General features: G+C 73.4%; 12 protein-coding genes and 1 pseudogene. 6 read left to right on the forward strand and 7 right to left on the reverse strand.

The window, feature by feature from the left end:
- Window positions 1–179 precede the first annotated feature (179 nt).
- Entirely contained in the window at window positions 180–1088 is a 909-nt protein-coding gene (locus AB0G02_RS11620) for a MerR family transcriptional regulator (RefSeq protein WP_360792708.1), read from the reverse strand.
- Between the two features lie 270 nt (window positions 1089–1358).
- Between AB0G02_RS11620 and AB0G02_RS11625 the strand changes: the two genes are divergently transcribed.
- The gene (locus AB0G02_RS11625) at window positions 1359–1655 is read left to right on the forward strand and encodes a WhiB family transcriptional regulator (RefSeq protein ID WP_033428626.1); all 297 of its coding nucleotides are present in this window, start codon (window positions 1359–1361) and stop codon (window positions 1653–1655) included.
- Window positions 1656–1775: 120 nt separating this feature from the next.
- On the opposite strand, the gene groL is transcribed toward AB0G02_RS11625, so the two are convergent.
- Together groL and groES are read right to left on the reverse strand one after the other, a co-directional pair.
- On the reverse strand, window positions 1776–3395 hold the full coding sequence (gene groL / locus AB0G02_RS11630) for a chaperonin GroEL (protein ID WP_360792710.1): 1620 nt from the start codon (window positions 3393–3395) through the stop codon (window positions 1776–1778).
- Window positions 3396–3477: 82 nt separating this feature from the next.
- Window positions 3478–3771, reverse strand: coding sequence for a co-chaperone GroES (groES, locus tag AB0G02_RS11635; protein ID WP_015105192.1), 294 nt, complete (start codon window positions 3769–3771; stop codon window positions 3478–3480).
- A gap of 227 nt (window positions 3772–3998) precedes the next feature.
- On the opposite strand from groES, the gene AB0G02_RS11640 reads away from it, so the two are divergent.
- Window positions 3999–5516 carry an alkaline phosphatase D family protein gene (locus AB0G02_RS11640; RefSeq protein WP_360792712.1) on the forward strand — a complete coding sequence of 506 codons (1518 nt, stop codon included), beginning with the start codon at window positions 3999–4001 and terminating at the stop codon, window positions 5514–5516.
- Here AB0G02_RS11640 and AB0G02_RS11645 read toward each other — a convergent pair whose 3' ends face one another.
- A complete protein-coding gene (locus AB0G02_RS11645; protein ID WP_360792714.1) occupies window positions 5517–6377 on the reverse strand; it encodes an NAD(P)-binding domain-containing protein in 861 nt (286 codons plus the stop codon).
- Window positions 6378–6470: 93 nt separating this feature from the next.
- Between AB0G02_RS11645 and AB0G02_RS11650 the strand changes: the two genes are divergently transcribed.
- Window positions 6471–9464, forward strand: coding sequence for a BTAD domain-containing putative transcriptional regulator (locus tag AB0G02_RS11650; protein WP_360792716.1), 2994 nt, complete (start codon window positions 6471–6473; stop codon window positions 9462–9464).
- Between the two features lie 104 nt (window positions 9465–9568).
- On the opposite strand, the gene tsaD is transcribed toward AB0G02_RS11650, so the two are convergent.
- Genes tsaD through tsaB form a run of 3 tightly spaced genes read right to left on the reverse strand, consistent with a single transcriptional unit; the run spans window position 9569 to window position 11743 of the window.
- A complete protein-coding gene (tsaD, locus tag AB0G02_RS11655) occupies window positions 9569–10621 on the reverse strand; it encodes a tRNA (adenosine(37)-N6)-threonylcarbamoyltransferase complex transferase subunit TsaD (protein ID WP_360792718.1) in 1053 nt (350 codons plus the stop codon).
- Window positions 10614–11072, reverse strand: a complete 459-nt coding sequence (gene rimI / locus AB0G02_RS11660; RefSeq protein ID WP_360792720.1) for a ribosomal protein S18-alanine N-acetyltransferase — start codon at window positions 11070–11072, stop codon at window positions 10614–10616. The genes tsaD and rimI overlap by 8 nt, the downstream gene beginning before the upstream one ends.
- A complete protein-coding gene (gene tsaB / locus AB0G02_RS11665; protein WP_360792722.1) occupies window positions 11069–11743 on the reverse strand; it encodes a tRNA (adenosine(37)-N6)-threonylcarbamoyltransferase complex dimerization subunit type 1 TsaB in 675 nt (224 codons plus the stop codon). The genes rimI and tsaB overlap by 4 nt, the downstream gene beginning before the upstream one ends.
- A 72-nt stretch (window positions 11744–11815) precedes the next feature.
- Between tsaB and AB0G02_RS11670 the strand changes: the two genes are divergently transcribed.
- The 3 genes and pseudogenes from AB0G02_RS11670 to AB0G02_RS11680 form a co-directional block, all read left to right on the forward strand.
- Window positions 11816–12187 (forward strand): MerR family transcriptional regulator, encoded by a 372-nt coding sequence (locus tag AB0G02_RS11670; protein WP_360792724.1) that lies wholly within the window; start codon window positions 11816–11818, stop codon window positions 12185–12187.
- Complete coding sequence (locus AB0G02_RS11675) at window positions 12175–12480, forward strand: thioredoxin domain-containing protein (protein WP_360792726.1); 306 nt, start codon at window positions 12175–12177, stop codon at window positions 12478–12480. The genes AB0G02_RS11670 and AB0G02_RS11675 overlap by 13 nt, the downstream gene beginning before the upstream one ends.
- Window positions 12481–12514: 34 nt before the next feature.
- A pseudogene (locus AB0G02_RS11680) lies at window positions 12515–13285 on the forward strand (AMP-binding protein); the annotation flags it as partial.
- Between the last annotated feature and the right edge of the window lie 78 nt (window positions 13286–13363).

Genomic DNA, 13363 nt, shown 5'->3' on the forward strand with positions numbered 1-13363 from the left:
AGGGAGGCAGGGAGGCAGGGAGGCAGGGAGGCAGGGAGGCAGGGAGGCAGGGAGGCAGGGAGGCAGGGAGGCAGGGAGGCAGGGAGGCAGGGAGGCAGGGAGGTTGGTCCCGGGACCGGCGGCGTAAACCTCGGAGGCGGGGTTGTGATGTGGGATGAAGGGGACGGGGTGGGGCGGGGTCAGCAGACGGCGCGTTCGATCGCGTCCGCGGCGGCGGCGAGATTGTTGATCCGCTCCGCCTGCTGCGGCACGACGCCGCGTTCCCAGCCCGGACCCCCGGCGAAGACGCGGAGGAGTTGGCGGGTCCTCGGCAGCGCCGACACGACTCCCGGATCGGCGTAGCGCGGCAGCTGCGCCCACAGCACCACCGCGGCCGGGGCGGTGCGGCGGACGGCTGACGCCAGGGCGTCCGCCGGCAGCGCCGCTCCCAACTGCCGCGCACCGACGCCGCGCCGCGCCAACTCCGCCGCCAACGGGTAGAGCGGCAGGTTGTGCCGCTCGTCCGGCATGCACGCCAGCAGCACGGGCCGGTGGTTGCGCGGCCTCGTCACGACCGGCGTCGCGCGGATCACCTCGGCCAGCACGCACTGCTCCACCAGGTGCGACACCTCGACGCCCGACCCCGAGTGCTCCCACCTCGCCGCGATCGCGGCCATCACCGGCCGCACCACGTCGTCCCACGTCGCGACCACGCCGTCGGCCTCGATCGCGTCGGCCAGCAGCGACTGCACCGCCGCCGCGTCCATCGCCAGCGCCGCCCGCCCCACGCCCCGCGCCCGCCGGTTCGCCTCCTGGAGCTTCAGCCCGCGCCCGCCGGTCGAGGCGCCGCGGTCGAGCTCCCCGCCGGCCAGGACCAGCGGCGCGCGCACCGGGCTCGACAGGGCGTACTTGGCGGCCTCGGCGGACGACGCGCCGCGCAGCAGGGCCCGCTGCATCAGCTCCAACCTGGCCACGTCGAGTGGCGCGTACTTGCGGTGTCGCCCGGTTGTGTGATCACTGGGTCCGAGGCCGTAACGGCGGTCCCATGTGCGGAGAGTGGCCGGCGCGACGCCCAGCCTGCGGGCCACGGCGGCCACCGAGAGGGTCACCGAATGCGCGGGATCGTCCTGCGCCGCAACGGAATCCCGGTCACCTTCCGGCGTCGTCCCGGCGTGGTCGGGGGGCGTCATCACGCTGACATCGTCCGTTCACCTGACGTCACCGGCAACTCCAGGTTTCAAATCGAATCGATCACCCATCGTATGAATTGCCGACAAAAGCCCGTACACCCCTTGAACAAGTTTTGGCGCGGTTCTACGGTGGATCATCGTTACGCCGAATGGAGCAGTTCTCGTCCATGGGCCAAGGAGGCGGTCTCGATGGCGGACACCCGAAGGCTTCCCGGTCCCAACGCGGATCTGTGGGACTGGCAGATGCGCGGCTCGTGCCGCGGGATGGACAGCGCGTTCTTCTTCCACCCGGACGGGGAGCGCGGACCGGCTCGGGCACGGCGGGAGGCGCGGGCGAAAGCCGTGTGCCTGTCGTGCCCGGTGTTGGAGATGTGCCGACGGCACGCCTTGGCCGTTCAGGAGCCCTACGGCATCTGGGGCGGCCTGTCGGAGTCCGAGCGGGACAGCATCATCAAGGCGCGCAAGCGGCAGTTGACGCCGGCCTGAAGCCCGACGTGCGGAAGGCGTCGAGCCCGACGTGCGGTAGGGCCGACGCCGGACGTGCGGGAGGGGCGGCACCCTCGTGGGTGCCGCCCCTCCTGTTCGCGCTACCGGTGCGGGGACCGGTCAGTGGCCGTGGCCGTGACCGTGCCCGCCGGCGGAGGCGGACTCGTCTTCCTTCTTCTCCACGATGGCGCTCTCGGTGGTGAGCACCATGCGGGCGATGGAAGCGGCGTTGGTGACCGCGGAACGGGTGACCTTCACCGGGTCGATGATCCCGGCTTCCAGCAGGTCGCCGTAGACCAGGGTGGCGGCGTTGAGGCCGAAGCCCCACTCCTGCTCGCGCACCTTGTTCACCACGACCGCGCCTTCGAGGCCGGCGTTCGCGGCGATCCAGAACAGCGCCGAGCCCAGGGCCTCGCGGACGATCGCGACACCGGTCGCCTCGTCACCGGACAGGCCGAGGCCGCCGTCGAGCACCTTGGCCGCGTGGACCAGGGCCGAACCGCCGCCGGGCACGATGCCCTCCTCGACCGCGGCCTTGGTCGCGGACACCGCGTCCTCGATGCGGTGCTTGCGCTCCTTGAGCTCGGTCTCGGTGGCCGCGCCGACCTTGATCACGGCGATGCCGCCGGACAGCTTGGCCAGCCGCTCCTGCAGCTTCTCGCGGTCCCAGTCGGAGTCGGTGGACTCGATCTCGCGGCGCAGCTGCTCCGCGCGACCGGCCACGTCGGCCTTGGTGCCGCCGCCGTCGACGATGGTCGTGTTGTCCTTGGACACGACGACCCGCCGGGCGCTGCCCAGCACGTCGAGGGTGGCCTCGGACAGCTTCAGGCCGACCTCGGCCGCGATGACCTGCGCGCCGGTGACGACGGCCAGGTCGTCCAGGAACGCCTTGCGGCGGTCACCGAAGTACGGGGCCTTGACGGCGACGACGCGCAGCGTCTTGCGCAGGGCGTTGACCACCAGGGTGGACAGCGCCTCGCCCTCGACGTCCTCCGCGACGATGACCAGCGGCTTGCCGGCCTCGGCCACCTTCTCCAGGATCGGCAGCAGGTCGGCCAGGGCCGAGATCTTCTCGCGGTGCAGCAGGATGCGGGCGTCCTCGAACACCGTCTCCTGGGCTTCGAGGTCGGTGGCGAAGTGCGCCGACACGTAGCCCTTGTCGAACTGCACGCCCTCGGTGATCTGGAGCTCGGTGGCCATCGAGGAGGACTCCTCGACGGTGATCACACCGTCCTCACCGACCTTCTCGATGGCTTCGCCGAGCAGGGCGCCGATGGACTCGTCGCGGGACGAGACGGTGCCGACCTGGGCGATGTTGTCGCGGCCCTTGACCGGGGTGGCCTTGGCCTTGAGGGCGTCCACGACGGCCTCGGCCGCGGCCTGGATGCCGACGCCGAGCGACATCGGGTTCGCACCCGCGGCCACGTTGCGCAGGCCGACCCGGACCATGGCCTGGGCCAGGACGGTCGCGGTCGTCGTGCCGTCGCCGGCCACGTCGTTGGTCTTGGTGGCGACGCTCTTGGCGAGCTGGGCGCCCAGGTTCTCGAACGCGTCGTCCAGCTCGATCTCGCGGGCGATGGTCACGCCGTCGTTGGTGACGGTCGGCCCACCGAACTTCTTGTCGAGCACGACGTGCCTGCCGCGCGGGCCGAGGGTCACCTTGACCGTGTCCGCGAGCTTGTTCACACCGCGCTCAAGGGCCCGACGAGCGTCCTCGTCGAAGCTGATCTGCTTGGGCATTGCCTACGCCTCTCTTGATGCGAAACGCCCCGGGAGCCCCGGTTGGGGTTCGCCGGGGCGTCTTGCCGTGTCCAGCCGAACGTCAGTTGATGACGGCCAGCACGTCGCGGGCGGAGAGGATGAGGTACTCCTCGCCGTTGTACTTGACCTCGGTGCCGCCGTACTTGGAGTAGATGACGACGTCGCCGACAGCCACGTCCACCGGGACGCGGTTGCCCTTGTCGTCGATCCGGCCGGGGCCGACCGCGATGACCTTGCCCTCCTGGGGCTTCTCCTTCGCGGTGTCCGGGATCACGAGGCCGGAAGCGGTCGTGGTCTCGGCCTCGCTGGCCTGGACGACGATCTTGTCCTCGAGCGGCTTGATGTTCACGCTCACCGGGCTGACCTCCACGGTCGTCGAAAGCGTTGGCAGGTTGCGTTTACGGCTCCTGCCACCCCGCCGTCGCGGGGGTCGGGGCGGTTGCTGGTGCCGTGCATCTAGCACTCTACCCATGCGAGTGCCAACGCTTCAACGACCCCCCGCAACCCTGGCGGGTGAAGTCGTCCACTGCCGGCAGACCGCCGTTCACCCGGACGCCAACCTGGTCGGCAACGGTGTGGCCCATGACCACGGTGACCCGACGTTCCCTGCTCATCGGCGGTGCCGCCGGCCTGGCGCTCGCAACGGCCGGCGCGGGCTTCGCGAAGCTCGACGACCCGTTCACCCTCGGCGTCGCCTCCGGTGACCCCGGCCCCGACGGCATGGTGCTGTGGACGCGGCTCGCGCCCGAGCCCTTGAACGAGGACGGCCTCGGCGGCATGCCGAACCGCGTCGTGCCCGTGCGCTGGGAGCTGGCCGAGGACGAGCGCTTCCGGCGCGTGGTGCGTCGGGGCGTGCAGCCGGCCCGCCCGGAGTCCGCGCACAGCGTGCACGTGGAGACGTTCGGCCTGCGGCCCGGCCGCGAGTACTTCTACCGGTTCAAGGTCGACGACCACGTCTCCCCCGTCGGCCGGACCCGGACGACGCCCGAGCCGGGGGTGCTCGGACAGGACCTGACCATGTGCTTCGCGTCGTGCGCGCACTACGGCGAGGGCTACTTCACCGCGTACCGGCGGCTGGCCGAGGACCACCCGGACGTCGTCCTGCACCTGGGCGACTACCAGTACGAGTACGCGGCCAAGGCGGGCGACGTGCGCGCGGTGCTCGGCCCGGAGACCCGCACGCTGGCCGACTACCGGCTCCGGCACGCCCAGTACAAGACCGACGCCGACCTCCAGCTCGCGCACTCGGTGGCGCCGTGGGTGGTGGTGTGGGACGACCACGAGACCGAGAACAACTGGGCCGACGAGGTGCCCGAGCAGCCGGACCCGGCCTTCCTGGACCGGCGTGCGGCGGCGTTCCGGGCGTACTACGAGAACATGCCGCTGCGGCGCGGCGCCAAGCCCGACGGCATCGACATGCGGCTCTACCGGCGGATCCGGTGGGGCGGGCTGGTCGACTTCCACATGCTCGACACCCGCCAGTACCGCGACGACCAGGCGTGCGGCGACGGGTGGAAGACCTGCGCCGACGCCGGCCTGCCGACCCGCACGATCACCGGCGCCGAGCAGGAGGCGTGGCTGCTCGACGGGTTCCGCCGGTCCCGGTCGCGCTGGGACGTGCTCGGCCAGCAGGTGTTCTTCGCCGAGCGGGACCGCGAGGACGGGCCGGGGAAGGAGCTGTCCATGGACTCCTGGGACGGCTACCTGGCGTCCCGCGACCGGGTGACGCGCGGCTGGGTGGACGCGAAGGTCCGCAACGCGGTCGTGCTGACCGGTGACGTGCACGCCGCGTACGCCGCCGAGATCAAGGCCGACTGGAACGACCCGGCGTCGTCGCGGACGGTGGGCACCGAGCTGGTGTGCACGTCGGTGACCTCCGGCGGCGACGGCAACGACACCGCCGACGAGGTGCAGCTGCGGAACAACCCGCACATCAAGCTGCACAGCAGGCGGCGCGGGTACGTGCGGACGAAGTTCACGGCCCGTGAGCTGCGGGCGGACTTCCGGGCGCTGCCGTACGTGCGGGCGGCCGGGGCCGAGGCGACGACGGTGGCGTCGTTCGTCGTCGAGGACCGCGACCCCGGCCTGCACGCCGTGTGATCAGCCCCTGAGGACGTCGATCAGGACGGTCCAGCTGTCCTTGCCGCGCCCGGCCGCGATGGCGCGGTCGTAGAGCGACCGGACCGCCGCGGGCAGCGCGGTGTCGACCCCGGCGGCCTCGCTCGCGCCCACGACGTGCGCCGCGGTGGCGCCCATCATGGCCGCGGTGGCGAGGTCGCCGGGGTGCTCGCCGGAGTCGACGTGCCGCGCGGTCTCGTCGACGTACATCGCCAGGGTGGAGACGACGTCGGTGAGGTGGGGCGCGTACCGCTCGGCGGTGAAGCCCGCCGACTTCACCAGGGCGATGCCGTGCAGCATCGCCGCCAGCGAGGTGAGGAAGACGTCGAGCTGCGCCTGGTAGAGCAGCTGGGCGAGGGTGTGGTCCTCGCCCAGGTAGTCGGGCCTGCCGAGCACCGCGAGGGTGTCGGCGTGCCGGTCGAACACCTCGCGGGGACCGCTGTAGAACACGTAGGCGGCCGGGTGGCCGACCATTTGCGCGTTCGCCATCACGCCGCCGACCAGCAGTTCCGCACCCCGTTCGGCGAGCCAGGCGGCGGCCTTGAGGGTCTTGTCGGGCGTCTCGGAACTCAGGTTGACGACCGTGCGGCCGGCGAGGTCGACGCCGTCGAGGATGTCGTACATGGCCGCGTAGTCGGTGAGGCTGAGGACCAGCAGCCGGTTCGCGGCGACGGCGTCGGCGGCGGTGGCGGCGCGGGTGGCACCCAGGGCGACGACGGCGTCGGCACGGGCGGGCGTGCGGTTCCAGACCGTGACGGGGTGGCCGGCGGCGAGGAACCCGGTGGTCATGGCCTGGCCCATCGGGCCGAGGCCGATCAGGGTCAGCGGTGTCTTGTCGGTCATGTGCTCCTCACTCGTTCGTGTGCCTCCACGGTGGCCGGGGGCGCGCACGGTCCGCTGCGGGTCCGCTGGGGGTCGCCCGGTTACGGTCCGGGCGTGAGATTCGGGGTGTTGGGGCCGCTCGCGGTGTGGACGGCGGGCGGTGAGGCGGTCCGGGTCCCGGAGGCGAAGGTCCGGCTGCTGCTGGCGGACCTGCTCGCGCACGAGGGGCGGCCGGTGTCGGCGGACCGGTTGGCGTTCGACCTGTGGGGCGACGAACCACCTGGCAACCCGGTGAACACGCTCCAGACCAAGGTCTCGCAGCTGCGGCGGGCGTTGGAGACGGCCGAACCGGGCGGGCGCGAGCTGGTGGCGCACTCGCCCGGCGGGTACGCGGTGCGGGTCGACCCGTCCACTTCGGACGTGCTGCGGTTCCGCGAGCTGGTGGCGCGCGGCCGGTTCGCGGAGGCGCTGGCGTTGTGGCGGGGTGAGCCGCTGCAGGAGTTCGCCGACGCGCCGTTCGTCGCGCCCGCGGCGGCCCGCTGGACCGCGGAACGGCTGGCGGCGCTGGAGGCCTTCGCCGAGGTCGGTGACGTCGACCTGGCGGCGGAGGTGGCGCGGCACCCGTTGCGCGAACGTTTGCGCGGGCTGCACATGCGCGCCCTCTACCGGGCCGGGCGGCAGGTGGAGGCGTTGGCGAGCTACGCGGAGCTGCGTCGGCTGCTGGCCGAGGAGCAGGGGCTGGAGCCCGGTCCCGAGCTGACCGCCCTGCACCGGGCGATCCTCGCCCACGACCCGGCGCTGGGCGCCGTCGGCGGGCCGCGCACGAACCTGCCCGTGCCGGTCACCGACCTGGTCGGCCGGGACGAGGCGGTCGAGGAGCTGCGCGGGCTGGTGGGGCGTTCCCGGCTGGTCACGCTGACCGGGCCCGGCGGGGTCGGCAAGACGAGCCTGGCCGTGGAGGTCGCGCGGCGGGTGTCGGCGGTGGACGGGGTGTGGCTGGTCGAGCTGGCGGGCGTCGGCCGGGACGAGCAGGTGACGGGCGCGGTGGCCGAGGTGCTGGGGATCCGCGAGGACGCGCCGGGGCAGGCCCTGGTGGAGGCGTTGCGGGCGCGCGAGGTGCTGCTCGTGCTGGACAACTGCGAGCGGCTGGTCGAGCCGGTCGCCGCGGTGGTGTCGCGGCTGCTGCGGGCCGTGCCGGGCCTGCGCGTGCTGACCACCGGCCGTGAGCCGCTCGGCTTGGCGTTCGAGGTGGTCCGGGCCGTGCCGCCGCTGTCCGCGGAGGGCGCGGTGGAGCTGTTCGCGGCACGCGCTGCCGCCGCCGCTCCCGGCTTCACGCTCACGCCGGACAACGCGCCGGTGGTCGAGGCGATCTGCCGGCGGCTCGACGGGCTGCCGCTGGCGTTGGAGCTGGCCGCGACCCGCGTGCGGGGGCTGGGCGTGACCGCCCTGCTGGACCGGCTGGACGACCGGTTCCGGCTGCTGGCCACCGGGCACCGCGACGCGCCGGCCCGGCAGCGCACCCTGCGCGCGGTGATCGACTGGAGCTGGGACCTGCTCGGTGACGCCGAGCGGACCGTGCTGCGCCGCCTGTCCGTGCACGTGGACGGGTGCGCGGTGGACGCGGCCGAGGCCGTGTGCGCGGGCGGTGGCGTGGCGGCCGACGAGGTGGCGGACGTGCTGACGAGCCTGGTCAACCGGTCGCTGGTGGTCGCGCCCGAGCACACCGGCGAGCCGCGGTTCCGGCTGCTGGAGTCGGTCACCGACTACGGGCGGGAACGGCTGCACGAGGCGGGCGAGTCCGAGGAGGTGCGGGCTCGGCACGCGGCGTTCTACCTGGCGCTGGCGCGGCGGGCCGACCCGGAGCTGCGCGGGGCGGGGCAGGTGGCGTGGCTGCACCGGCTGGACGCCGAGACGGCGAACCTGCGTGCCGCGCACGAGGCGTTGGACCCGGTCGGTGCGGCCGGGCTGACCAGCGCGTTGACCTGGTACTGGTTCCTGCGCGGGCGGCTGCGGGAGGGTCGGCGGCTGATGACCGCGACCGATCCGGCGACGGTGGCGTGGCGGGCCGCGTTCGGCGTGCTGCTGGGTGAGGCGGCCGACCCGTCCGCCCTGGCCGGCACGGCGGACATCGAGGATCCCCGGCAACGGGCGCGCGCTCGGTGGTTCCTGGGTTATGTGCTGTCGACCGCGGGCGACATGCCGACCGCCGAGAGGTTGACCGACCAGGCGTTGGCGGCGTTCGAGGAGCTGGGCGACGAGTGGGGCGTGGCCGCCGCGCACAGCGACCGGGTGAGCCAGGCCCTCGCCCGCGGCCAGGTCGACCGGGCGCGGGCGTCGGCCTCGCGGTGCGCGGAGCTGTTCGCGTCGCTGGGTGAGCGGTGGGGGCAGCTGAAGGCGTCGTTCGGGTTGGGGGTGCTCGCGCAGCTGTCCGGCGACCACGAGCGGGCGGAGGCCGTGCACCGGGAGGGGCTGCGGGTGGCCGAGGAGCTGCGGTCGTGGCCGGAGGTGTCGTACAAGCTGTCCTGGCTGGGGCGGGTGGCGATGACGCGGGGTGACTACGCGCAGGCGCGTGACCTGCACGAACGGGCTCGTCGTGCGGCGGCGGAGCACGGGTTCTCGCCAGGTGAGGTGTACGCGGAGACCGGGTTGGCGATGGGTGCGCGGCGCGAGGGGCGGCTGGACGCGGCGGAGGCGCACTGGGAGCGGGTGCGGGCGTGGCACCGGCGGGCGGGGTTCGAGTCGGGTGCGACGTTGGTGCTGGCCGAGCTGGGGTTCGTGGCCGAGCTGCGGGGTGACGCGGCGCGGGCGTTCGAGCTGCAGTCGGAGGGGTTGGCGCTGGCCCGGCGGACGGGTGACCCGCGTGCGGTCGCGTTGGCGTTGGAGGGCGTGGCGGGCGCCCTGGTCCTGGCCGGTGACGCGGCGCGGGCGGCCCGGCTGCTGGGTGCGGCGACGGCGGCGCGGGCGTCCGTGGGCGTGCCGCTGCCGTCCGGCGAGCGCGGTGACGTGGACCGGATCGCCGCCGCCGCCCGTGCCGCGTTGGGCGAGGGGCGTTACGCGGCGGCGTTCGCCACCGGCCAGGCCGAAGGGCTCGACGTGCGCGTGTCCTGAGCGTTCAACTCAGGTGTCCTGAACGTAGGACTCTCGCGACGCGAACGTAGGACACGCGTGGTCTGGAGGTAGGACACGCGGGAGGTGGGAGGGGGCGTGGCGGGTCAGAGGATCTGGATGGTGCTCACGGGCAGGCCGGGGGTGGTGGACAGGTCCAGGGCGGAGGGCTTGGCGCCGGCGGCCACCAGGTGCGCGCCGAGGGCGGCGATCATCGCGCCGTTGTCGGTGCACAGGCGGGGACGGGGGACGCGCAGTTCGAGGCCCGCCTCGGCGCAGCGCTCGGCCGCGAGACCCGACAGGCGCGAGTTCGCCGCCACGCCGCCGGAGATCACCAGCGTGTCCACGCCGAGGTCCTTGCACGCCCGGATCGCCTTGGCGGTCAGCACGTCCGCCACCGCCTCCTGGAACGACGCGGCGACGTCGGCCAGCGGGATCTCCTCGCCCGCGCGCTCCTGCTTCTCCACCCACCGGGCCACCGACGTCTTCAGGCCGGAGAAGGAGAAGTCGTACTTCGCGTCACGCGGCCCGGTCAGGCCGCGCGGGAACGCGATGGCGCAGCCGTTGCCCTGCTTGGCGAGGTTGTCGATCGGCGGACCGCCCGGGTAGGGCAGGTCGAGCAGCCGGGCGACCTTGTCGTAGGCCTCTCCCGCCGCGTCGTCCACCGTGGACCCGATCTCGGTGATCCTCTCCGCCAGGCCCTCGATCAGCAGCAGCTGCGAGTGCCCGCCGGACACCAGCAGCGCCAGGCACCGCTTCGGCAGCGGCCCGTGCTGGAGGGTGTCCGCGGCGACGTGGCCGGCGAGGTGGTTGACGCCGTAGAGCGGCTTGTCCAACGCCGCCGCGTACGCCTTGGCCGCCGACACGCCGACGAGCAGCGCCCCGGCCAGCCCGGGACCGGCGGTGACCGCGATGGAGTGCACGTCCCGCAGCTCGATGCCGGCCTTCTCCACGGCGCGGCGCATGGTCGGGACCATCGCCTCCAGGTGGGCGCGGGACGCGACCTCGGGCACGACGCCGCCGAAGCGGGCGTGCTCCTCGACGCTGGACGCCACCTCGTCGGCGAGCAGCTCCAGCGACCCGTCCGGGCCGAGCCGGACGATGCCGACGCCGGTCTCGTCGCACGAGCTCTCGATACCGAGGATGAGCCGATCAGTCACGGTTCGCGGGCCTTCCCATCGTGTACGCGTCGGCGCCCGACGGCTGGTAGTAGCGGCGGCGCAGGCCGAGGTGCTCGAACCCGTGCGCCAGGTAGAGGCCGATGGCCGGCGCGTTGTCCGTGCGGACCTCCAGGAACACCGGCAGCCCCGCCTCGTCGGCCTTGGCGAGCAGGGCGCGCAGCAGCGTCTTGCCGACGCCGTCGCCCTGGTGGTCGGCCACGACGGCGATCGTGTGCACGCTCGCCTCGAAGTCGGTCAGGCCGAGGCCCGCGTACCCGATCAGGGTGCCGTCGAAGTACGCGCCGACGTAGAAGTTGCCGTTGTCCAGCTCGCTGCGGAACGCGTTCTCGCTCCACGGGTCGTCGCCGGGGAACAGCTCCTGCTCGATCCGCGCGCACAGCGCCGCGTCCTCGTGGCGCAGCGGCGCGATCGTGACGGTGCGCGGGCTCACCCCTTCGTCACCCGCTTGCGGCCGACCGGCTCGACGGCGTCGGGACGGCGCAGGTAGAGGGGGGTCAGCGCGGCGGGACGCGCACCGGCCAGCAGCTCACCGGCCGCCGCGGCGACCAGCGACACCGGCGACGGGTAGCGCGCCGGCACCAGCGGCAGGCCGATGACGTCGGCGTACAGCTCGGCGCCCTCCCCAGCGGCCTCGGCCACCGCGGGCAGCTTCGCGACCAGGTCGGCGGGCCGGTCCACGTGCGGGCCGTCGGTGCGCCGGCCGGCCGCGTCGTAGGCCGCCCAGTACACCTCCTTGCGGCGCGCGTCGGTCGCCACGAGCAGCGCCCGGCCGGTGGCCGCGTCCAGCGCGATGGCGTCCGGCGTCGGCACCGGGTAGACGGGCCGGTTGAGGGCCTGGCCGAGGGCGGCGGCGGTGACCAGGCCGACGCGCAGGCCGGTGAACGGCCCCGGACCCGAGCCGCACACGATCGCGTCGAGGTCCGACAGCCGGTGGCCCGCCTCCGCCATCGCCTCCTGCAGGTGCGGTGTCAGCAGTTCGCCGTGCGCCTTCGCGTTCACCGTCACCCGCTGGGCGAGCAGCCGGGGCGGCGAGTCGGGCGTCAGTTCCACGACCCCGGCCGTGACGGCGGGGGTGGCGGTGTCCAAGGCGAGCACTAGCACAACTGGAAAGGGTATCGGGTGGCGTGAGCCACACTTGTGTTGACGTCAACGTCAAGTCGGAGGATCGGCAGCGTGCGCATCGGAGAACTGGCGCGGCGGGGTGGGATCACCACCCGGGCGCTGCGCTACTACGAGTCCCTCGGACTGCTGCCCGCGCGCCGCGGGCCCAACGGGCAGCGGGAGTACGACGAGGACGACCTGCGGCTGGTGGCCGAGATCCGCTCGCTCACCGGCATCGGGTTCGCCCTGGAGGACACCCGCCCGTTCGTTCAGTGCCTGCGCGACGGCCACACCAGCGGCGACGCCTGCGAGGCGTCCGTCGAGGTGTACCGGCGCAAGCTGGCCGAGCTGGACGACTGCATCACGCGGCTGCAGGCGGTCCGGGACCAGGTGCGCGCACAACTGCAGGAAGCCGAGCAGAGGAGCGGACCATGCGGACGTTGACCGACGACGAGTTCAGCGGGGCGATCGGGACGGGGAACGTCCTGGTCGAGTTCGGCGCCGTCTGGTGCGGGCCGTGCCGGATGCTGGAACCGGTGCTCGACGAGATCGACCGGGAGCGCGACGACCTCACCGTGGTGAAGGTCGACACCGACGCGAGCCCGCGCACGGCCCGCGACCAGCGGATCATGTCCGCGCCGACCCTCCAGCTGTACAAGGACGGCGAGCTGGTGGCACAGACCGTGGGCGCCCGGCCGAAGATCCACCTGATGGCGTGGCTCGAACCACACTTGTGATGCGCACGACGGCGTGGCCGGTCACTGTGGGGGGATGCTCCTGCCAGCGCTGGCCTCGCCGTCGGCCAAGATCGCCCTGCGGTTCCCCGAGCGTGAGCTGACCTACGAGCAGCTGGCGGACGAGGCCCGCCGGGTGGCGCACGGGTTGGCGGGCCGCAAGCGGGTCGCGGTGTGGGCCCGGCCGACGCCCGCGACGTGCGTGGTGATCGTCGGCGCGCTGCTCGCGGGCGTGCCGGTGGTGCCGCTCAACCCCAAGGTCGGTGAGCGGGAGCTCTCGCACATCCTCACCGACAGCGCGCCCGACCTGGTCGTCGACGACGAGCTGCCGTCCGGCCCGCCGGTCGACCTGCCCGAGCCGGACGGCGAGGCGCCCGCGCTGATCGTCTACACGAGCGGCACGACGGGCCCGCCCAAGGGCGTGGTGCTGCCCCGGCGCGCGCTCGCGACGAACCTCGACGCGCTGGCGGAGACCTGGGCGTGGACCGGGGACGACGTGGTGGTGCACGGCCTGCCGCTGTTCCACGTGCACGGGCTGGGCATCGGGGTGCTCGGCCCGTTGCGGCGCGGCGGGACGGTGCACCACCTGGGGTCGTTCAGCGTGGCGAAGGCCGCCGAGGCGTTGCGCGGCGACGGCACGGTGATGTTCGGCGTGCCGACCATGTACCACCGGATCGCGGCCGAGCCGGAGCACGCCGACGCGTTCGCGCGGGCCCGGCTGCTGGTGTCGGGTTCGGCGGCGCTGCCCGCGTCCGTGCACGAGCGCATCGAGCGGCTGACCGGTCAGCGGGTGGTCGAGCGGTACGGCCGCCACCGAACACGGTTGGTCGCCGTTGTTCGAGGATAAGTACCCCCATGCGGGTGGTCCGGATCACTACGCCGCCTA

Origin of the sequence: Actinosynnema sp. NPDC023658, assembly GCF_040639995.1 — a bacterium.
In the GTDB taxonomy this organism is placed as follows: Bacteria; Actinomycetota; Actinomycetes; order Mycobacteriales; family Pseudonocardiaceae; genus Actinosynnema.

What these genes read in the sequence shown, in the direction of transcription:
- AB0G02_RS11625 (WP_033428626.1), top strand. Translation starts at nt 1,359, where the DNA reads ATGGCGGACACCCGAAGGCTTCCCGGTCCCAACGCGGATCTGTGGGAC.
- groL (WP_360792710.1), bottom strand. Translation starts at nt 3,395, where the DNA reads ATGCCCAAGCAGATCAGCTTCGACGAGGACGCTCGTCGGGCCCTTGAG.
- AB0G02_RS11640 (WP_360792712.1), top strand. Translation starts at nt 3,999, where the DNA reads ATGACCACGGTGACCCGACGTTCCCTGCTCATCGGCGGTGCCGCCGGC.
- AB0G02_RS11645 (WP_360792714.1), bottom strand. Translation starts at nt 6,377, where the DNA reads ATGACCGACAAGACACCGCTGACCCTGATCGGCCTCGGCCCGATGGGC.
- AB0G02_RS11675 (WP_360792726.1), top strand. Translation starts at nt 12,175, where the DNA reads ATGCGGACGTTGACCGACGACGAGTTCAGCGGGGCGATCGGGACGGGG.